The organism is uncultured Clostridium sp. (assembly GCF_900547735.1).
Classification (GTDB): domain Bacteria; phylum Bacillota; class Clostridia; order Lachnospirales; family Lachnospiraceae; genus Otoolea.
Map to the genome: position 1 here is coordinate 1 of NZ_URHZ01000015.1, position 18,746 is coordinate 18,746.

20 protein-coding genes are annotated in these 18,746 nt (G+C 48.6%); 18 read left to right on the top strand and 2 right to left on the bottom strand.

Annotated features, from left to right (window positions below; translation table 11 throughout):
* The first annotated feature begins 220 nt into the window (after window positions 1-220).
* From QZT18_RS06720 to rpsR, 5 genes are all read left to right on the top strand, one after another.
* Window positions 221-946, top strand: coding sequence for an NAD-dependent protein deacylase (locus tag QZT18_RS06720; protein ID WP_294145832.1), 726 nt, complete (start codon window positions 221-223; stop codon window positions 944-946).
* A 42-nt stretch (window positions 947-988) separates the two neighbouring features.
* Window positions 989-1,192, top strand: a complete 204-nt coding sequence (locus QZT18_RS06725) for a DUF951 domain-containing protein (protein ID WP_294145835.1) — start codon at window positions 989-991, stop codon at window positions 1,190-1,192.
* Window positions 1,193-1,422: 230 nt separating this feature from the next.
* A complete protein-coding gene (rpsF, locus tag QZT18_RS06730; RefSeq protein ID WP_003511098.1) occupies window positions 1,423-1,710 on the top strand; it encodes a 30S ribosomal protein S6 in 288 nt (95 codons plus the stop codon).
* A gap of 19 nt (window positions 1,711-1,729) precedes the next feature.
* On the top strand, window positions 1,730-2,185 hold the full coding sequence (locus QZT18_RS06735; protein ID WP_125141233.1) for a single-stranded DNA-binding protein: 456 nt from the start codon (window positions 1,730-1,732) through the stop codon (window positions 2,183-2,185).
* A gap of 73 nt (window positions 2,186-2,258) precedes the next feature.
* Window positions 2,259-2,525: a 30S ribosomal protein S18 gene (rpsR, locus tag QZT18_RS06740; RefSeq protein ID WP_003501068.1), complete on the top strand. Its 267-nt coding sequence runs from the start codon at window positions 2,259-2,261 to the stop codon at window positions 2,523-2,525.
* Between the two features lie 141 nt (window positions 2,526-2,666).
* Here the strand turns inward: rpsR and QZT18_RS06745 are convergent, their stop codons facing one another.
* Together QZT18_RS06745 and QZT18_RS06750 are read right to left on the bottom strand one after the other, a co-directional pair.
* Window positions 2,667-4,250, bottom strand: a complete 1,584-nt coding sequence (locus QZT18_RS06745; RefSeq protein WP_294145879.1) for a glycine betaine ABC transporter substrate-binding protein — start codon at window positions 4,248-4,250, stop codon at window positions 2,667-2,669.
* Window positions 4,247-5,392, bottom strand: a complete 1,146-nt coding sequence (locus tag QZT18_RS06750; RefSeq protein WP_294145881.1) for an ABC transporter ATP-binding protein — start codon at window positions 5,390-5,392, stop codon at window positions 4,247-4,249. Before QZT18_RS06750 ends, QZT18_RS06745 begins: the two co-directional genes overlap by 4 nt.
* A gap of 395 nt (window positions 5,393-5,787) precedes the next feature.
* Between QZT18_RS06750 and QZT18_RS06755 the strand changes: the two genes are divergently transcribed.
* The 13 genes from QZT18_RS06755 (at window position 5,788) to QZT18_RS06815 (ending at window position 18,700) form a co-directional block, all read left to right on the top strand.
* Complete coding sequence (locus QZT18_RS06755; protein ID WP_294145883.1) at window positions 5,788-6,075, top strand: TM1266 family iron-only hydrogenase system putative regulator; 288 nt, start codon at window positions 5,788-5,790, stop codon at window positions 6,073-6,075.
* A complete protein-coding gene (gene hydE / locus QZT18_RS06760) occupies window positions 6,062-7,117 on the top strand; it encodes a [FeFe] hydrogenase H-cluster radical SAM maturase HydE (RefSeq protein WP_294145884.1) in 1,056 nt (351 codons plus the stop codon). The genes QZT18_RS06755 and hydE overlap by 14 nt, the downstream gene beginning before the upstream one ends.
* A gap of 101 nt (window positions 7,118-7,218) precedes the next feature.
* Window positions 7,219-8,637: a [FeFe] hydrogenase H-cluster radical SAM maturase HydG gene (gene hydG / locus QZT18_RS06765; protein WP_294145885.1), complete on the top strand. Its 1,419-nt coding sequence runs from the start codon at window positions 7,219-7,221 to the stop codon at window positions 8,635-8,637.
* Between the two features lie 24 nt (window positions 8,638-8,661).
* Entirely contained in the window at window positions 8,662-9,879 is a 1,218-nt protein-coding gene (gene hydF, locus QZT18_RS06770; protein WP_294145886.1) for a [FeFe] hydrogenase H-cluster maturation GTPase HydF, read from the top strand.
* A gap of 130 nt (window positions 9,880-10,009) precedes the next feature.
* Window positions 10,010-10,966, top strand: a complete 957-nt coding sequence (gene bioB, locus QZT18_RS06775; protein ID WP_294145887.1) for a biotin synthase BioB — start codon at window positions 10,010-10,012, stop codon at window positions 10,964-10,966.
* Window positions 10,967-11,015: 49 nt separating this feature from the next.
* Window positions 11,016-11,591, top strand: coding sequence for a biotin transporter BioY (locus tag QZT18_RS06780; protein ID WP_294145888.1), 576 nt, complete (start codon window positions 11,016-11,018; stop codon window positions 11,589-11,591).
* 283 nt (window positions 11,592-11,874) lie between these two features.
* Window positions 11,875-12,390, top strand: a complete 516-nt coding sequence (locus QZT18_RS06785; protein WP_294145889.1) for a MarR family transcriptional regulator — start codon at window positions 11,875-11,877, stop codon at window positions 12,388-12,390.
* Window positions 12,391-12,541: 151 nt separating this feature from the next.
* A complete protein-coding gene (locus QZT18_RS06790) occupies window positions 12,542-13,780 on the top strand; it encodes a MalY/PatB family protein (protein ID WP_294145890.1) in 1,239 nt (412 codons plus the stop codon).
* Window positions 13,758-15,116 carry an APC family permease gene (locus QZT18_RS06795; protein WP_294145891.1) on the top strand — a complete coding sequence of 453 codons (1,359 nt, stop codon included), beginning with the start codon at window positions 13,758-13,760 and terminating at the stop codon, window positions 15,114-15,116. Before QZT18_RS06790 ends, QZT18_RS06795 begins: the two co-directional genes overlap by 23 nt.
* A gap of 30 nt (window positions 15,117-15,146) precedes the next feature.
* Window positions 15,147-15,797, top strand: coding sequence for a DUF1847 domain-containing protein (locus QZT18_RS06800; RefSeq protein WP_294145892.1), 651 nt, complete (start codon window positions 15,147-15,149; stop codon window positions 15,795-15,797).
* 189 nt (window positions 15,798-15,986) lie between these two features.
* Window positions 15,987-16,601, top strand: coding sequence for an AAA family ATPase (locus QZT18_RS06805; RefSeq protein ID WP_294145893.1), 615 nt, complete (start codon window positions 15,987-15,989; stop codon window positions 16,599-16,601).
* Window positions 16,602-16,858: 257 nt separating this feature from the next.
* On the top strand, window positions 16,859-17,224 hold the full coding sequence (locus QZT18_RS06810) for a YmaF family protein (RefSeq protein ID WP_294145894.1): 366 nt from the start codon (window positions 16,859-16,861) through the stop codon (window positions 17,222-17,224).
* A 132-nt stretch (window positions 17,225-17,356) separates the two neighbouring features.
* A complete protein-coding gene (locus tag QZT18_RS06815; protein ID WP_294145895.1) occupies window positions 17,357-18,700 on the top strand; it encodes an amidohydrolase family protein in 1,344 nt (447 codons plus the stop codon).
* The last annotated feature ends 46 nt before the right edge of the window (window positions 18,701-18,746 follow it).

Consider the following 18,746-nt stretch of genomic DNA (forward strand, 5'->3'; position numbering starts at 1 on the left):
ATATGGACAAAGCACGGATATGGACAAAGCACGGATATGGACAAAGCACGGATATGGACAAAGCACGGATATAAACAAAGCACGGATATAAACAAAGCACGGATATAAACAAAGCACGCATATAAGCGAAGCACGTATATAACCTAAGAAAAAATATAAGTAAGCAGTATAAATTTACGAAATATATTTAAAATCCGGGATGGAAAGGGGAGGTTTCAGAATGGATGAGATTGCGGTATTAAAACAGTGGATTGAGGAGAGCGGCAATATTGTATTTTTCGGCGGGGCAGGAGTGTCGACGGAAAGCGGTATCCCTGATTTCAGAAGCACGGACGGACTTTATAACCAGCAGTATGACTATCCGCCTGAGACGATTATCAGCCATTCTTTCTACGTCAGGAAACCGGAGGAATTTTACCGCTTTTATAAGAACAAAATGCTGTTCCCCGATGCGAAGCCGAACAGAGCCCACCTGGCTCTGGCAAAGCTGGAGCAGGAGGGGAAAGTGAAAGCGGTGATAACCCAGAATATAGACGGGCTGCACCAGGCGGCGGGAAGCCGTGAGGTTCTTGAACTGCACGGTTCCGTCCACCGCAATTACTGCACACGGTGCGGAAGGTTCTACAGCCTTGACGATGTTGTAACGGCATCCGGCGTGCCGAAATGTGAGTGCGGCGGTATGATAAAACCCGATGTGGTCCTTTATGAGGAAGGCCTGGACAACGATGTAATCCAGCGTTCCGTTGACTTTATCAGAAAGGCGGATGTTCTTATAATAGGCGGAACATCCCTCACCGTCTATCCCGCGGCCGGGCTGATTGATTATTACAGAGGCTCAAAGCTGGTCCTGATTAATAAATCCGTGACATCGAGGGACAGTCAGGCGGATCTCGTCATCTGCGACAGCATCGGTAAGGTGCTGGGAGAAGCCGCCGGCCTGGACTGATGCGGTGAGATAGAGAAAGCAAGAATAAGGGGAGAGACATAGATGGTATATGAGATAGGCGATGTCGTCAAACTGAAAAAACCGCACCCCTGTGGCAGCCATGAGTGGGAAATTCTGCGCGTGGGGGCGGACTTCCGCCTGAAATGTACGGGATGCGGCCATCAGGTCATGATGGCGAGGACCCTGGTGGAGAAAAGCACGAGGGGACTTAAAAAGAAGAACCCGGAGCAGGCCGGAATGCAGTAAAAACGCAGGTCCGGACAGTGTTATGACGCAATTCGGGGAAACGGCATATAACCGATTGCAAAAATGGCGGAATTTTAAGGAAATCATATGTAAAACCGTGAAAAAACAGGAAGAAAGTGCTTGCAAACACCTGGAAAATCTGGTATCATAAATATTCGTGATATATTAACTAATATCCTTACTCCCTGCTGGAGTCAGGGGGTCAGAGACCACAAGGAGGTAAAAAGAGCATGAACAAATATGAATTAGCAGTTGTTCTTAGCGCAAAACTCGAAGATGAAGAGAGAGCAGCAGCAATCGAAAAGGTGACAGGTTACATTACACGTTTCGGCGGCACTGTTGCAGACATTGATGAATGGGGTAAGAAGAGGTTAGCTTACGAAATTCAGAAGATGAAAGAAGGATTTTACTACTTCATCCATTTCGAGTCTGATTCCGTATGCCCGAACGAAGTTGAGGCACACATCCGTATTATGGAGCCGGTAATCAGATACTTATGCGTAAGACAGGATGCATAAATAGAGAAAGAGTGATCGTATGAATAAAGTTATTCTTATGGGCAGACTGACCAGAGACCCGGAAGTGAGATACTCCCAGGGCGAACGCGCTATGGCAATTGCCAGATATACACTGGCTGTTGACAGAAGAGGCCGCAGAAGCGGTGGAGACGACGGCGCACAGACAGCAGATTTTATTACATGTGTTGCATTTGACAGAGCAGGAGAGTTTGCTGAGAAATATTTCCACCAGGGTACCAAAGTTGCGGTAACCGGAAGGATTCAGACTGGCAGCTACACTAACAGAGACGGTCAGAAAGTATATACTACAGAAGTAATCGTAGAGGATCAGGAATTCGCAGAGAGCAAGAATGCGGCAGGCGGAAGCGAAGGCGGTTATCGTCCGGCAGAACGCCCGGCTCCATCCAGTGCAATCGGTGATGGTTTTATGAATATTCCTGACGGAGTAGAAGATGAAGGTCTTCCGTTTAACTAAGAGACGGGAACCGGTCCCCTGTCGGTCGGACGAGGACTATATGGACATCTGATTTGTGAAGGAGGTAACTTAAGTGGCATTCAATAAAGGTGATAGAGCAGACGCTTCCAAGATGAGAAGAGGCGGCATGCGCAGAAGAAAAAAAGTTTGTGTATTCTGTGGAGAGAAAAACGGAGTAATCGATTATAAAGACGTTAACAAGTTAAAAAGATACGTATCTGAGAGAGGAAAAATCCTTCCGAGAAGAATCACAGGAAACTGTGCTAAACATCAGAGGGCTCTTACAGTAGCTATCAAGAGAGCAAGACACATCGCTCTTATGCCATACACATGTGACTAATTCTTATTGAATAAGGATGTCGGATGACGGTTCGTTTTCTGTTGGGAGAGCGGATTGAATAAAATATGGATATCAGTTATGAAGCTGTGAAAAAATGAGAGATCATTTTTTCACAGCTTTTGTGATTTTTATAACCATAGTTTAATGCACCAAACCGTGCCGAAGAAGGAATTCGTGGGCCACTTCTTTGGCATCTTTTCCATCAATATCCACCTGACTGTTCATAGCAGCCATTTCATTTTCACTGATCAGGCCATCCAGTTTTGACAAAATGGGACTAAGCTCGGGGTATTCAAAGAGAGTATCCTCTCTGGTGAAGTTGACGCAGTAGTAGGGCGGGAAAAAGCGTACATCATCCTCCAACATGGTCAGTCCCAGCTTGGAGAGTAACGCGTCCGTGGAAAATGCATCTACTACATCCACCTCTCCAGCTTCGATTGCCTTGTAACGTATACTGGAATCAAGGCCCTTCACACTGCTAAAATCGGTGGAAAAGGTGCTCTTTAGGAGGCTCAGGCAGTCCGCCCGGTCGATAAACTCAACAGTGCAACCCAGAGTCAGCTTATTTGAGATTTTCATCAAATCACTCAAGGTGACAAGACCGTATTTCTTGGCAGTCTCCGGTGTGACGCTCATGACGTAGGTGTTATTAAAGCCAAGGGGATAAGAAGTCTCTATCTCGTGCTCATTGTGCATCAGAGTGGCGACAGTGTTGTAAACCTCCTCGGGATCGGTAGACAAAGGCTGGTTGAGCAGGGTGGACAGGGCCGTGCCGGTGTACTCCGTAAACATATCAAGTTCGCCGCTTTGCAAGGAGTTAAAGCAGAAGGAAGCGCTGCTGAGGCCAAACTTTTGCTGCACCTTTATGTCGGTGTTCTCCTCAATGAGTTCTGAATAGACGTAACCGAGTATTAAGGATTCGGTAAAGTTGGCACAACCTACGGTAATGGTCTTTTGCCCCCGCGCAGAGGCGGTCCGTATCAGGTTGGTGCCCAGAGGGGCCAGCACAATAGAGGCGCAGAGGACGGAGATGATCAATAGCTCACGACGGCGTTTGGTGACAGGCTCATTTTTAATCTGGTCTGCGGAGGAGAAAAGCCCCTCTGAGGTGACAGCGTGCTCCAGCCGTCCCAGCAGAAAGTCTACAGCCAGCGCCAGCAGAGAGGCGGGGATTGCACCTAACAAAACAAGAGGGATGTTACTTGAGTTAAGGCCAAGGTTAATAAACCAGCCCAGACCCTCCGCTCCTGCAAAGGCAGCAATGGTCATGGTGCCTACCGCTGCCACGGCGGCAATACGTATACCGGACATAATATAGGGTGCAGCCATAGGCAGCTTTACCACAAACAACTGCTGCCAGTGTGAAAGACCCAGCCCCCGAGCCACTTCAAGAGTTGTGGGGGGGACGCCGGAAATGCCGGTAAAAGTATTTTTAATGATAGGCAGCAGGGCATAAACGATAACCATCAGAATGGCCGCCTTCTCCCCGATGCCCACAAGGGGAATGGAGAAAGCGAGCAGAGCAATACAGGGAATGGACTGCATGATATTGGCGATGCCGATTACAATGCCAGAGGCAGTTTTATTTCTGGTAATGGCTATGCCAACCGGCACGCCTGCCATAATAGCAATAAACACCGCGTTACTGGTCATGCTCAAGTGCCGCAAAAACTGTTCTAAAAGTTCTCCGCGGTTGTCAAAAAAGACTTGCACAAATGCGTTCATATGGTACCAATCCTTTCATGTTCTGATCCTTCGGGAACAAATTGTTTGCTCATGGTGGCAAGAAGACTGCTCTTGGTTAGATAGCCTAATACCATGCCAGAGTGGGAGACCACGGGCAGAATGCCGGAAACCTCATAGTCGATGGTGCTGATCAGCTTTTTCAGTGAGGTGTCCTCCAATACGGAAATGTAATCATTAGAGATGTAGGCTTCTACCGGCTCGGTATAGGCTTTAGGTTTTAGGATATCCCGCATCCGTACCACACCCAACAGATAGCCCCTGCTATCAGTTACCAGCAAACTGTCAATGCTGTGGTGGCGCATAATCTGCACGGCCTGGACAACGGTGCGGCCCTTGGAAATGGTATAGGGACGCAGCAGCATGATGTCGGAGGCCTTCAGATATTCTGGGTTTGCCCAAAGACGGTTTTTGCCAATAAACCGCTCCACATACTCGTTGGCGGGATGCTTGAGGATGTTTTCCGGGCAGTCGCACTGGGCCACCTGGCCATTTTCAATAATGCAAATGCGGTCCGCAAGCTTAATCGCCTCGTCCATGTCATGGGTCACTAAAACGATGGTTTTTTGAAACTGCTTTTGGAGACGGTGGATCTCGTCCTGCAGTTCGGCCCTTGTCATGGGATCAAGGGCCGAAAACGGCTCATCCATGAGTATGATTTGGGGATTGGCGGCGAAGGCTCTGGCTACACCTACCCGCTGTCGCTGTCCGCCCGATAGCTGACAGGGGTACTGATTACGATAGGTATCAGGAGCCAAATTCACCAGAGTCATCATGGTATCAACCCTGCCGCCTATTTGGTCACGGGGTTCGCCGGCTATTTTAAGCGCCAGCGCGATATTATCCGCCACGGTCATGTGGGGGAATAACCCGCCCTCCTGAACCACGTAGCCAATCTGACGCGGCAATTCCTCACCGGGAATCTCCTTTGCATTTACTTCATTAATAAGGATATCACCTTCGTCAATGGAATTTAGCCGATTAATGCTTTTAAGCAGAGTCGTTTTTCCGCAGCCGCTAGATCCGATGAGGACAAAAAATTCACCTGTTTTGATAGTAAGGCTGATATTTTTCAAAACGCTCTTACCTTTGTATGATTTGTGTATACGCTTTAGTTCTATCACTTTTAGCGCCTCCTTCCTTAAGTTGCCCCTATACTAACGCATTTTCTATTTAAATTGTATTAGGGCTTTTCAAAAGAGCATTAAGGAAGCGTCAGTATCCGCGCACCTGAAAAATATGTCTCTTATGCCACACTTGACGCTCCACCACATCTGTGATACGATGAACAAAATATTCCAAGCCGCGAGACCCGTTCTTCCGGCGAGGATGACGGCAATGATATATAATTTATAATTCAGATGTTGCACTGACACAAAGAAGATTCTGAGGTGAAAGAGGAGCAGACAGCGGTATTTTTGCACCCTTTTTCAGGGTGCTTTTTATATTATTGGGGAGTGTTCCTGTAATATAAAAAGCCCTCCGGATCGGAATTTTTCTTATACAGGAGAGGAGAAAAATGGATTCAAGAGTTGCCCTGATTGGGATAATGGTAGAAAAAGAGAGCTCGGTGGAGGCGCTTAATAAATTGCTCCACCAATACGGCAATTATATTGTGGGACGTATGGGAATTCCCTATCATAAGAGGGAAATCAATATTATCAGTGTGGTGATTGACGCTCCGTCCGATGTGATCAGCGCCCTGTCGGGTAAGCTTGGAATGCTGCCAGGAGTGACTTCCAAAGCTGTTTATTCCAAGGTCACCAGGAACAGGGAGGAAGAGGAGAAATCGGATGGGAACGGCTGAACTGAAAACGCTGATCGACAGACTCCGGGAGTCGGGGATGCTGAGCCGGGAGGAGTGGATCAGACTGATTGACGGAAGGACGCCGGAACTGGCAGAGTATTTGTTTGAAAATGCCAGAGCCGTGCGAGAGAGGGAATACGGGAAGGACGTCTACATCCGGGGACTGATCGAATGCAGCAATTATTGCAGAAATGACTGCTATTATTGCGGAATCAGAAGGGGAAACAGGAATGCGCAGCGTTACCGGCTGAGCGGGGAAGAAATTCTGTCCTGCTGTGAAAACGGATACCGGCTCGGGTTCCGGACGTTCGTACTGCAGGCGGGAGAGGATCCTGTGATGACCGACGACTGGGTGGAGACGGTAGTTAGCCGGATTAAAGAGAAATTTCCGGACTGTGCGGTGACCCTCTCGCTGGGAGAAAAAAGCACGTCCGCCTACCAGCGATTTTTCAATGCAGGAGCAGACCGCTACCTGCTCAGACATGAGACGGCCGACTCCGGCCACTACGGGATGCTCCATCCGGGGGAACTTACACTGGAACACAGAATCCAATGTTTGAGAGAACTGAAACGGATCGGTTACCAGACGGGCTGCGGTTTTATGGTCGGTTCCCCGGGGCAGACGGCGGAATATCTGGCGAAGGATATGGAGTTTATAAAGGAATTAGAGCCGCAGATGGTGGGAATCGGACCTTTTATCCCACAGCATGACACGCCGTTTAAAGACGAAAAGGCAGGCTCATTTGAGATGACGTTATGGCTTTTAGGACTGCTCCGCCTGATGATGCCGCGGGTGCTGTTACCAGCCACAACGGCTCTCGGGACAATCCATCCCCAGGGCAGAGAGATGGGAATTCTGGCCGGAGCCAATGTGGTGATGCCGAATCTTTCACCGCTTGACGTCAGGAAAAAATATCTGCTCTATGACAATAAAATCTGTACGGGAGACGAAGCCGCCGAGAGCCTGAATTCTTTGAAAAAGAGCATGAAGGCGATTGGATACAGGGTTACGGTCAACCGTGGAGACTATAAATCAAACTAAAGAGGAAGAGAAAGGCCGGCGCATCCGGCTCCTGCGGTAAAAGCAGGGCTGCCGACAGGCTGTCCGGTCCCGTTCCCTGACTCCAAAGAAAGGAAAAATGTATGTACAATCCATCATCAAAGAAAGCGGAAGAGTTTATCAGTCATGAGGAAATCATGGAAACCCTGGCCTATGCCGAGGCCAACAAGGATAATGAGGAGCTGGTAGACCGGATTATTGCGAAAGCGAGACTCAGAAAAGGCCTTGATCACAGGGAGGCATCAGTTCTTCTTGCCTGTCGGATACCGGAGAAGGTAGAGGAGGTATACGAGCTGGCGAGACAGATTAAACAGGATTTCTACGGAAACAGAATCGTCATGTTCGCCCCCCTTTATTTGTCCAATTACTGTATCAACGGCTGTGTTTACTGTCCGTATCACCTGAAGAACAAGCACATTGCCAGGAAAAAACTGACCCAGGATGAGATACGCAGGGAAGTGATTGCGCTTCAGGATATGGGGCATAAGAGGCTGGCGCTGGAAACGGGTGAGGATCCGGTTAATAACCCGATTGAATATGTGCTGGAGAGCATCAGGACCATTTACGGAATCAAGCATAAAAACGGTGAGATCCGCAGGGTGAATGTCAATATCGCCGCCACTACGGTGGAGAATTACAGGAAACTTAAGGATGCCGGAATCGGGACTTATATCCTGTTTCAGGAGACCTATCACAGGGAGAGTTATGAGAAACTCCATCCGACAGGACCGAAACACGATTACTGCTATCACACGGAGGCCATGGACAGGGCCATGGAGGGCGGAATCGACGACGTGGGCATTGGAGTGCTGTTCGGGCTGGAACTTTACCGGTATGAATTTGCAGGGCTTCTGATGCATGCGGAACATCTGGAGGCGGCTCAGGGAGTCGGCCCTCATACAATCAGTGTGCCGAGAATCAAGAGGGCCGATGATATTGATCCGGCCCAGTTTGACAATGGAATTGACGACGATACATTTGAAAAGATTGTTGCCTGTATCAGGGTGGCTGTGCCCTACACCGGAATGATTATTTCCACCAGGGAGAGCAAAAGCTGCAGGGAGAGAGTGCTGAAACTCGGCGTTTCGCAGATCAGCGGCGGTTCCAGGACGAGCGTGGGAGGATATGCTGAGGAGGAGCCGGAGGAAGAAAATTCCGCCCAGTTTGACGTCAGTGATAACCGGACTCTGGATCAGGTAGTCCACTGGCTGATGGATCAGGGATTTATTCCCAGCTTTTGTACCGCCTGTTACCGCGAGGGCAGAACCGGGGACCGGTTTATGAGCCTCTGCAAGAGCGGACAGATACAGAATTGCTGCCATCCCAATGCGCTGATGACGCTTAAAGAGTACCTGGAAGACTATGCGGCTCCGGATACGCGGGAAATAGGGGAGAAACTGATTCTTGAGGAGATAAAAAATATACCTAAGGAAAAAGTGCGTGAAATCGTCCTGAAAAATCTGGATGAAATCGAACACGGTAAAAGAGATTTCCGTTTTTAACGTCACAAGTCGGGAGGTGTGCGGATGAGTTTAAATCAGACTCCCTCGGGAGAAAGAATACATATAGGTTTTTTCGGGAAGAGGAATGCGGGCAAGTCGAGTCTGGTCAATGCGGTAACGGGGCAGGATTTGGCTATTGTCTCGGAAGTGAAAGGGACAACGACGGATCCCGTTTACAAATCCATGGAGCTTCTGCCCCTCGGGCCGGTTATGATAATCGACACTCCGGGAATCGACGATGAGGGTGAGCTGGGCGAAAAGAGGATTGGAAAAAGCCGTCAGATACTGAATAAGACGGACATAGCGGTTCTGGTGGTTGACGCCGCAGCCGGTAAGGGAAAGCAGGAAGAAGAGCTGATTCATATTTTCCGCAAAAAAAATATTCCTTACCTGATTGCATATAATAAGACGGATTTGACCGGGGAACCGGAAACAGGAGCTGCGAAGGGTGAGTCGGGCGGAGAGCGGCATGAGATATGGGTCAGCGCGGCCACGGGCTACCATATTCACGAGCTCAAAGAGCGGATTGCAGGTCTTGTAACCCCGGAAGGGGATGGACGGAGGCTGGTGGCGGATTTGATCAAACCGTCGGATCTCGTTGTACTTGTGATTCCGATTGATAAGGCGGCCCCGAAAGGACGGCTGATCCTTCCTCAGCAGCAAGTGATCCGTGATATATTGGATACCGGAGCATCGGCGGTGATGTGCAGGGAGGACGAACTGGAAACGGTGCTTTCTTCCCTGAACAGGCAGCCGAAGCTTGTCATCACGGACAGCCAGGTTTTTGCGGCCGTGGATAAAATGGTTCCGGAGCATATTTTAATGACCTCATTTTCCATCCTGTTTGCCAGATATAAGGGCGATTTGCACCAGGCATGCCAGGGAGCGAGGGCGCTTAAAACGGTGGAGGACGGCGATCGGATTCTGATTTCCGAGGGCTGCACCCATCACCGCCAATGCGGCGATATCGGTACACAGAAGCTGCCTGCCTGGATCCGGGAATACACGGGCCGGGAACCGGAGTTTGTGTTTACCTCCGGGACCCAGTTCCCGGAGGATCTGTCCGGTTATCATATGGTGATCCACTGCGGCGGCTGCATGTTAAATGAGAGGGAAATGAAATACCGTCTCAGAATGGCGGTTGATCAGAACGTTCCTATGACAAATTACGGGATTGCGATAGCATGCATGACCAAAATACTGGACAGGAGCATCAGGCCGTTCACGGCATTGTTTTCATAGGTTGCAGAAATGCGCAGACCTATCTGAACTGTTACCCGGAGGAACTGCTAATGTTAACCATATATAAAAATATGGTTGACAATTTTGCAAAGCCTGTTTATAATAGGCAATATCGAAAGGCGGGATTGCAATGAGCGAAAGATTAGCAGTTGAAATAATAAATGGAAGACGTCTGACTCGGACAGACGATTTATCTTTTTTTCTGGAGGAGGACCTCGATGAACTTTGCGGCGGAGCGGATAAGATACGGCGTGAGCTGCGGGGAGACAAAGCAGATTTGTGTTCGATAATCAACGGCCGGAGCGGCCGCTGCGGCGAGGACTGCAAGTTCTGTGCCCAGTCGGCCTGCCATAATGCCAGGATTGAAGAGTATCCGTTTCTGGAACCGGACGAGATTCTGGAGGACTGCAAACGTCATGAGAGACAAAAGGTAGGCAGATATTCGGTGGTGACATCGGGCAGGGCTCTGAGCGGCAAAGAGATGGATAAGGCGCTGGAAGCATACAGAAACATGAAGGAAAACTGCAGGATTGAGCTGTGCGCATCACACGGACTGCTTTCCCAGGAGGATTTCAGGAGACTGAAGGAGGCCGGGGTATCCCGCTATCATGCGAATATTGAGACGTCGCGGCGGAATTTCCCCAACATCTGTACCACACATACATATGATGACAAGCTGGAAGTGATTAGAAGGGCCAGAAACGCCGGTTTAACGGTCTGTTCGGGCGGAATCATAGGTATGGGGGAAACATGGGAAGACAGGCTGGATATGGCATTCAGTTTGTACGAGATGGAGATAGGTTCGATTCCCATCAACATCCTTCAGCCGATTAAGGGCACGCCGTTTGAGTCCCTTCCGCCTCTGAGTGAGGAAGAGATACTGCGAACCATCGCCATGTTCCGCTACATTAACCCGGATGCGGAAGTCAGGCTGGCAGCAGGCAGGAACGGGATGGAACATTCGGGTGAGAAGGCGTTCAGGGCCGGAGCCAATGCCGCAATTACAGGCGATATGCTGACCACCTCGGGCAATAAGATTGCCGAGGACATCGAGATGCTGACGGCTATGGGATTTGCGGCCGTGTAGGCTGGAAAATTGGATTAACAATGAATTTCAGGAAAGAGGACAGATAATCATGGAGAAAACAGCAAATCAGGGAGTGACGAGGAAAACCGCTCTCTCAACAAAGCAGATGGCATTGATTGGAGTAATGACGGCAGTGACCTGTATCCTGGGGCCGATTGCAATTCCGCTGCCTATCAGCCCGGTGCCGATTTCATTTACTAATCTGGCTATTTATTTGACCGTATATGTGCTGGGTATGAAAGCAGGAACAATAAGCTATCTCGTTTATCTGCTGGTTGGGTTTGCCGGACTTCCGGTGTTTTCGGGCTTCACGGGCGGCGTGGGAAAGCTGGCCGGTCCTACGGGCGGTTATCTGGTTGGTTTTATCTTTATGGCAGTCATTGCAGGCTGGATGATCGACCATTTCCAGGGAAAATACATGATCCATGTACTGGGCATGGTTATCGGAACAATGGTATGTTATGTATTTGGAACCATATGGCTGGCAGGGCAGCTTGGAATCAGCTTCACCGCCGGTCTCGGTGTGGGCGTGATACCCTACCTTCCCGGTGATGCCGCTAAGATTATTCTGGCCATTCTGGTCGGACCGAAACTGAGAAAAGAAATCAGGAGAATCGGAAGATAAGAAAGGACACGGAATAAGAAATGCGTAAGCCGGAGTTCTTTCATAAAGCCGAATAAAAATTAAAAAACAGGTTACATGCCGGAGATTTGATGTTGCGCCAACACATCAAACCTCCGGCATTTTTAGAATTTGGGTTCCGCTTTAGAGAGGAATATTACCATATTGCCGGAACCGCTCCAGGACCTCATTTCCCGCCAAGATTTGCCTTGTAGATGGCGGGAGTCTGTGCTAATATATAAATATACTTAACAGTAAAGTAGCTAAAAGTAAAGGATGAGAATATATGAATAGTCGTTATAAACTGTACCAGGAAATGATTTCAGTTTTGGATGAAGCGTTTGAGTTAATGGTGGAATACGATTCCGTTCCTCATGATTATGGGAGCGCTACGTTATACCAGGCGGAGTCGGAGCTTATCCATCTGGCGGGCAGCATGCCGGGAATTACGGCCTCGGAACTGGCGGCAAAACTTAAAAAGACCACCAGTGCATGCTCTCAGATTGTGAAAAAACTGCGCCAGAAAGGCTGGATCGAACAGACGAGAAATGAGAAGAACAACCGGGAATACAACCTGTTTCTGACGGAGGAAGGGAAGAAGATATTCCAGGATCATGAACAGTTTGAGTCCCGCTGTTATATGCGTACGTACAAAGAGCTGGAGGAGTTTGACGAGGAAGACTTCCGGCTCTATATGGCGATTCAGAGAAAGATGAATAAAAGCTTTGTTCTGGATGTGGAGGAGAGCCGTATGCAGTTGGGACAGAAAGACTTAGGGAATAATAAACAAAAAAATATGTAATAATTGTCTAATATCACTAAAATTAATGGCACCTCCTTGTAACGATTGACAAAGTTATCGGGCGGTGCTATATTACACTTAATAATTAAAGGTACTTAATTATTAAGCAATTTAAAATAAAAGCATATTAATAAAAATAGGAGGATATAAGATGCAGTATGATTTTACAACAGTGTTAAACCGGCATAACATCGGAGCTTCCAAATGGGAGGACATGAAAGCGGAAAAGCCCACGGTCGGCGACGATATTGTTCCATTTTCCACAGCAGACATGGAGTTTAAGAATCCGCCGGAAATGATTCAGAGCATGAAGGATTACATGGATCGGGCAGTGCTTGGGTATACGGTTGGTACGGATGCATTTTACGATGCGGTAAGCAACTGGACGAAGCGAAGATACAACTGGGAGACGGAAAAGGATTGGCTTGTGATGACCCACGGTATTGTCAATGCAATTCATATATTGACCGATGCATTTACAGAACCGGGAGACGGAGTGATTGTCATGACGCCGAGCTACTATCCTTTTTTTGCCGCTATTGAGAGAAACCAGTGCAGGCTGGTGACCAACACTCTGATCAACAACGGCGGATATTATGAGATTGACTTTGATGATCTGGAGAAAAAGGCCTGTGACCCTGACAACAAACTGTTATTGCTCAGCAATCCCCACAATCCGGTGGGCCGTGTCTGGACTGAGGAGGAAATACGGAAAATCGGAGAAATTTGTATCAGAAATCACGTGCTTGTTGTATCGGATGAGATTCACTGCGACCTGATAATGCCGGGCCACCGCCATATTCCGTTTGCATCGCTGTCGGAGGAGTTTCAGAACTGCAGCATTACCTGCATGTCACCGAGTAAGACTTTTAATACGGCGGGAATGCAGGCAAGCACGATTTTTATTCCGGACAGGGAACTGCGTGATACGTTTATCAGGACGATGCTCAGACATGGCCAGTATAACCGTTTTAATGCACTGGGATTTCAGCTTTACGAGGCTGCATATACCCGCTGTGACGAGTGGCTGGAGCAGTTGCTTGCGGTTATTAACAGTAACAGGCTCGCTTTAAAAGAGTACATTGAAGCCAATCTTCCGGAAGTGAAATTAACCGAAATGGAAGGGACGTATCTGCAGTGGATGGATTTCAGCGCTTTTGGAATAGAAGACAGGGAGCTGGAGCGGATACTGGTGGAGGAAGGCGATCTGTTTCTGGATCCGGGGTATGAATTCGGAGAAGGCGGCGGGGGATTTGAAAGAATAAACCTGGCATGTCCCGAATCGGTGCTGATGAAGGGGCTGGAGCGTCTGGTAAAGGTTATGAGACCTTATGCGGAAAAGATAAAGGGGCAGGAGGAGAAAAACAATGGCAGAGAGACAGGAGAGTAAGCTGAAACGGGAACTTACTTTTTCAAATTTAATGGCAATTGCAATTGGTCAGATTATCGGAGCGGGAGTCATGACAATGACCGGAACGGCTATCGGCATGACCGGTACGGGGGTGGCGCTGGCATTTATGATTTCCCCGATTATTACACTGATTACTGATTTTCCGCAGGCGATACTCGGGGGGACCGTGCCGGTTTCCGGAGGGCCTTACCGGTACATATCGAGACTCTGGGGCAAACGAGCGGGTTTTGTGTATATTGTCCTGTTTATCATTACAAACGTGAATCTGTCTATGTATGCGTTGTCATTTGCATCCTATGCGGTCAGCCTGCTTACGGGGCTGGGGCAGAACTTTGTTGCCGCTGTAATCCTGACGGTTATGTTTCTTGTAAATATTGTTGGAACGAAGAAGGCGGCCATCGTAAATACCCTGGTCAGTGTTGTGATGATTGGTTCCCTTCTGGCCTTTGCGGCTCTGGGTCTTCCGAAAACGGATTTAGACTATGTTTTTACCACAACCAACCTGTTTGACCACGGTACAATGGGTCTGATCAGCGCCATCGCCCTTCTGGGCTTTGCAACAAGCGGCGCTGCAAACATTACCCAGCTTGGCAGCGAGGCCAAGAATCCGGGAAGGGATATTCCGGCTGTTATCGTACTCTCCACAATTTTATGTGCATTTGTTTACATTACAGTCGCGATTACAGCGTGCGGCGTGCTTCCGATTGAACAGGTTGCAAACCAGAACCTGACGGTTGTGGCTCGTGAAATCCTTCCGGGTCCGATGTATTATATTTTTGTTGTGGGAGCGGCATTAGGCGCGACGGCTTCTACTTTAAATTCCACCCTTTCCTGGGTTGTAAAGCCGATTCTCGTCGCCTGCGACGACGGAATGCTCCCACGCTCTTTAAGCACCGTAAACTCAAAGGGAGTTCCGTGGAAACTGCTTGTGGCATTTTACTTGTTCGGCATGTTCCCGATTGTGACCGGAGTTCAGTTTTCCGTGATAGCCCGTCTCAGCACGGCGATTAACCTGATTATCAGAATTCTGACAATTACGACTTTGTTCCGTCTGGTGGAAAAATATCCGAAAAGTGTTGAAAAGTCCAGTCTTAAACTTCCGACCAGTATGTATAAACCATGGGCTGTGGTAGCATCCCTGATTTCTCTGGTACTGGCATATTCGCTGCTGTATTCTCTTACGCCGTCTATTCTTCTGACCCTGGGCGGGATCATTGTTGCAGCCATTTTGTATGCGGTCTATGGGTTGAAGAATGTGACAATCCCGGATGATTTGGACATTGACTATATTGGAGCTTCCGCTGCGGAGAAATAAGGCGGGAAGGAAAGGAGAAGAACAGTTAAAATGGAAAATGAAAAGAATATCAGGCATGAACTGAGCTGTACCGACTGCGGTTTATATAATTGCCGCCATCACAAAACAAAGTATCCTCCATTTTGTCTTACGACAAACAAAGTGTCTGAAGAAGACATGGAGGAGGCTGTCAATATCTATAATTCCGACACCGTTGACGGGAGAATGGCCCGCAGTTCCGCCTGCATTGAGGGCGAGAATTTTATGAAGAAAACACGGGTGGAAGAGACAGTCATGTTCATAAAAGCCATTGGTGCGAAAAAGGTGGGGATTGCCACCTGCGCCGGTCTCATTGAGGAGGCAAAGACATTCGCAAAGATTTTAAAAAAGAATGATATTGAGTATTACAGTGTAATCTGCAAGGTGGGAAGCACAGACAAGGCGTCTATAGGAATTCCGGAAGAAAGTAAAATCATTCCCGGAAGTTTTGAACCGATGTGCAATCCGATTATGCAGGCAAGACTTTTAAACCGTGCGGAAACGGATTTGAACGTTATCATCGGTCTTTGTGTGGGCCACGACAGCCTGTTTACAAAATATTCCGAGGCTCCGGTAACGACATTAGTTACAAAGGACCGTGTTCTGGGGCACAATCCCATTGCGGCGCTGTATAGCGGATATTATAAAAACCTTTGGGATTAATCAATTGTTGTATGATTAAATTTCACCTCGTACCTGGAGAAACGCTCCGTAATGCCCGGTAGCCTTGCTATGATGCAGCCCTCCGGCGGCGGACTATAGTTGATTGTAAATTACCTCCCGTTGTGGTATTATATAAGTAGGAATTACAGTGCTGTATCAACTGCAGATATATGGGAGGAGGCCTGTATTATGGGAAAAAAGATTATTACAATCAGCCGTGAATACGGAAGCGGAGGCCGCGAGGTTGGACTGACGGTGGCTAAGAAACTTGGCATGGAGTTCTACGATAAAGAACTGATCGAGGCCGCGGCAAAAGAGATCGGTTTTCCTGTTGATATGATTGCCGACAGGGAACAGAGGCTGACCAACAGCCTGCTTTACAATTTTGCCATGGGAACGCTGTACGGAATTTCCTATCCTAAAGAGCCTAAAATTACGGAGCTTCCGCTGACGGAGCAGATTTATCAGGCGCAGAAGAAGGCCATTGAGGAAGCGGCCAAGAGAGGCCCCTGTATTTTTATAGGACGCTGTGCCGATTATATTTTGAAGAGCCGTCCGGATGTACTGCGTGTGTTCATCTACGCGGACCGCGATATCAGGAAGAGGCGGGCCATTGAAGAGTACGGAGAGATTGAAGAATATATTGATGAGTTTATGTACCAGACTGATAAGAGAAGGCGTATCCACTATGAGAACTATACGAACCAGAAGTGGGGAAGCCGCGAGAATTACGATCTGATGCTGAACAGCGGGGACTTGGGCCTCGAGAAATGTGTAGAGTTGTTGTGTGAAGCCGTTAAATAACAGCGGCGGTAAGATTTAAGGCGCTCTGTAAGGAGCGGCGGCAGGGTCCGGATGTTGAGTCCGGACCCCTTTTTAGATTACAGGAAAGCTCCCGGGAGAACAACGAAAAGCACGCTTCGCGAACTTTTCATTGCCACTCAATAAAAACCTGCCCACTGGGCGGATGTGTGCCTGCGGGCAGGTGTAATATGCATTTATCACACTTTTTGTTCTTGTCCATATACTAATATTAAAACAATCTGAAAGGGACCTCAACTATGTATGACTCATGTAACAACTACCAGGAAGCCGCTGTTTACCCCATTCGCCGGGAACAGCATGTTCACGAAGTGGTTGGCAGCACATTTATAGCCGAGTCCTGTGAAGAAGCTCATAACCACCGGTTTGCGACTGTTTCCGGGGAAGCTATTCCATGTGGCAGAAGCCATGTTCACGAAGTGACTTTCCGCACGGATGCATACGACGGACATTTTCATAAATTTACAGGAACGTCCTCCCCGGCTATTCCGGTAGGAGACGGAAGACATGTTCATTTTGCTAAAGCATGCACTACTACAGCAGATGGACATACTCATGAATTCAGGGTTGCATCATTAATTGATAACCCGATTGCACCTTGTTAATATACCGGCCGGGACAACTGTTCCCGGCCTTTTGTAATAACAGGGGAGGATAACGGCCTTACAGATTGAAGTTTGCCGTGGCCGGGACTATAATGGAAACAGATTGACAGGGAAAAGAGAGGAGGAGTTCTTATGTATGATCTTTGTATTTACAATTCCAGGATTATGGATCCCGAGAGTGGATACGACGCCGTGGGGGCGCTGGCGGTTTCAGGGGGAAAGATTCTATCTGTTACCAAAGAGCCGGTGGAGGCAGCCGTGATGATAGATGCCGGGGGACTGGTGACCGCTCCCGGATTTATTGATATACATACGCATGAAGATGATATTTCCGATTACCAGGAACTTATGCTGCCGAGACAAATTTCGGAGTGTGCGGTAAAAACAGGGGTTACCACTATTATTACGGGAAACTGTGGAAGTTCTTCCGCTTCTGCGGCAAAATATTATGAGGCGGTCAGGCAGAGCGAATATCCATGCAACTGCTATATGATGGCGGGCAATGTGACGCTCAGGAGGCAGGTGGGACTGGGAAGCTATGACCGGGCCGGCCGGGAGCAGATTGAGCAGATGTGTGCACTTTTTCAGAAAATGATTGATGAAGGGGCCATCGGCCTGTCCTTTGGCCTTGAGTACGATCCGGCCGCCTGTTGGGAAGAGGAGGAGGCATTATGCAGGGTGGCGGCTGCTAATGACAGGATCGTTTCCGTCCATATGCGTTACGGCTATCCGGAGAAGGTGGAGGAAACGCTGGAGGAAGTGATTGCCCTGTCGGAGAAGACGGGAGCGAAGTTTGAGATCTCACACTTTGCCGCCAATGTTTACGGAGAAGGAAAGGTGGCCTGGGCGGACAAAAGGCTCAGGGCGTCGGGAGCCGACATTACCTGCGACATGTATCCGTACAACGTCTGGTCTACCGTCCTTCAGTCGGCGGTATTTGACGAGGGGGCTTTTGATAATTTTAATTTTTCCGTAGAGGATTTGGAGATTCTGACAGGGGAATATGCGGGACAGTACTGCAATGAGGAGCTGTTTGAGCGTCTTAGAAAAGAGCCGGAAAGTATTATGACGGCATGCCACAATGCGATGCCCATAGAGGATGTGGAAGCGGCGTACCAACTGCCCTATGTGATGGTGGGCAGTGACGGCAATATGCAGGCCACGGTGGATGGACACATTCTGGGACATCCGAGAGGGGCGGGAAGTCCGGCCAGATTTCTGGGACATTTTGTCCGTGATCGGAAACTGATGGATCTGATGACCGGAATCAGTAAATTGACCTTGCTTCCGGCCAGGCGTATGGGACTTGATTCCAAGGGGCGGCTGGCTGTCGGCTGTGATGCGGATCTCGTTGTCTTTAACCCTGAAACGATTGCAGACAGGGCAAAGTTTGGGGTGGATGTCTGCGGTCTGGCTCCGTCGGGAATTCTCTTTACGGTTAACGGCGGAAAAATCGTATACCAGGGTGACCGATAAACAGAACAAGCAGTTTTATTGAAAAAACGATTTATCGAGTAAACGA

Excerpts from the sequence above, each read along its gene's own strand:
- QZT18_RS06725 (WP_294145835.1), top strand. The coding sequence starts at position 989 with ATGGTATATGAGATAGGCGATGTCGTCAAACTGAAAAAACCGCACCCC.
- hydE (WP_294145884.1), top strand. The coding sequence starts at position 6,062 with ATGGGAACGGCTGAACTGAAAACGCTGATCGACAGACTCCGGGAGTCG.
- QZT18_RS06785 (WP_294145889.1), top strand. The coding sequence starts at position 11,875 with ATGAATAGTCGTTATAAACTGTACCAGGAAATGATTTCAGTTTTGGAT.
- QZT18_RS06810 (WP_294145894.1), top strand. The coding sequence starts at position 16,859 with ATGTATGACTCATGTAACAACTACCAGGAAGCCGCTGTTTACCCCATT.
- QZT18_RS06815 (WP_294145895.1), top strand. The coding sequence starts at position 17,357 with ATGTATGATCTTTGTATTTACAATTCCAGGATTATGGATCCCGAGAGT.
- QZT18_RS06745 (WP_294145879.1), bottom strand. The coding sequence starts at position 4,250 with ATGAACGCATTTGTGCAAGTCTTTTTTGACAACCGCGGAGAACTTTTA.
- QZT18_RS06790 (WP_294145890.1), top strand. The coding sequence starts at position 12,542 with ATGCAGTATGATTTTACAACAGTGTTAAACCGGCATAACATCGGAGCT.
- QZT18_RS06755 (WP_294145883.1), top strand. The coding sequence starts at position 5,788 with ATGGATTCAAGAGTTGCCCTGATTGGGATAATGGTAGAAAAAGAGAGC.
- hydG (WP_294145885.1), top strand. The coding sequence starts at position 7,219 with ATGTACAATCCATCATCAAAGAAAGCGGAAGAGTTTATCAGTCATGAG.
- QZT18_RS06720 (WP_294145832.1), top strand. The coding sequence starts at position 221 with ATGGATGAGATTGCGGTATTAAAACAGTGGATTGAGGAGAGCGGCAAT.
- QZT18_RS06795 (WP_294145891.1), top strand. The coding sequence starts at position 13,758 with ATGGCAGAGAGACAGGAGAGTAAGCTGAAACGGGAACTTACTTTTTCA.
- hydF (WP_294145886.1), top strand. The coding sequence starts at position 8,662 with ATGAGTTTAAATCAGACTCCCTCGGGAGAAAGAATACATATAGGTTTT.
- bioB (WP_294145887.1), top strand. The coding sequence starts at position 10,010 with ATGAGCGAAAGATTAGCAGTTGAAATAATAAATGGAAGACGTCTGACT.
- QZT18_RS06800 (WP_294145892.1), top strand. The coding sequence starts at position 15,147 with ATGGAAAATGAAAAGAATATCAGGCATGAACTGAGCTGTACCGACTGC.
- QZT18_RS06735 (WP_125141233.1), top strand. The coding sequence starts at position 1,730 with ATGAATAAAGTTATTCTTATGGGCAGACTGACCAGAGACCCGGAAGTG.
- QZT18_RS06780 (WP_294145888.1), top strand. The coding sequence starts at position 11,016 with ATGGAGAAAACAGCAAATCAGGGAGTGACGAGGAAAACCGCTCTCTCA.
- QZT18_RS06805 (WP_294145893.1), top strand. The coding sequence starts at position 15,987 with ATGGGAAAAAAGATTATTACAATCAGCCGTGAATACGGAAGCGGAGGC.
- rpsF (WP_003511098.1), top strand. The coding sequence starts at position 1,423 with ATGAACAAATATGAATTAGCAGTTGTTCTTAGCGCAAAACTCGAAGAT.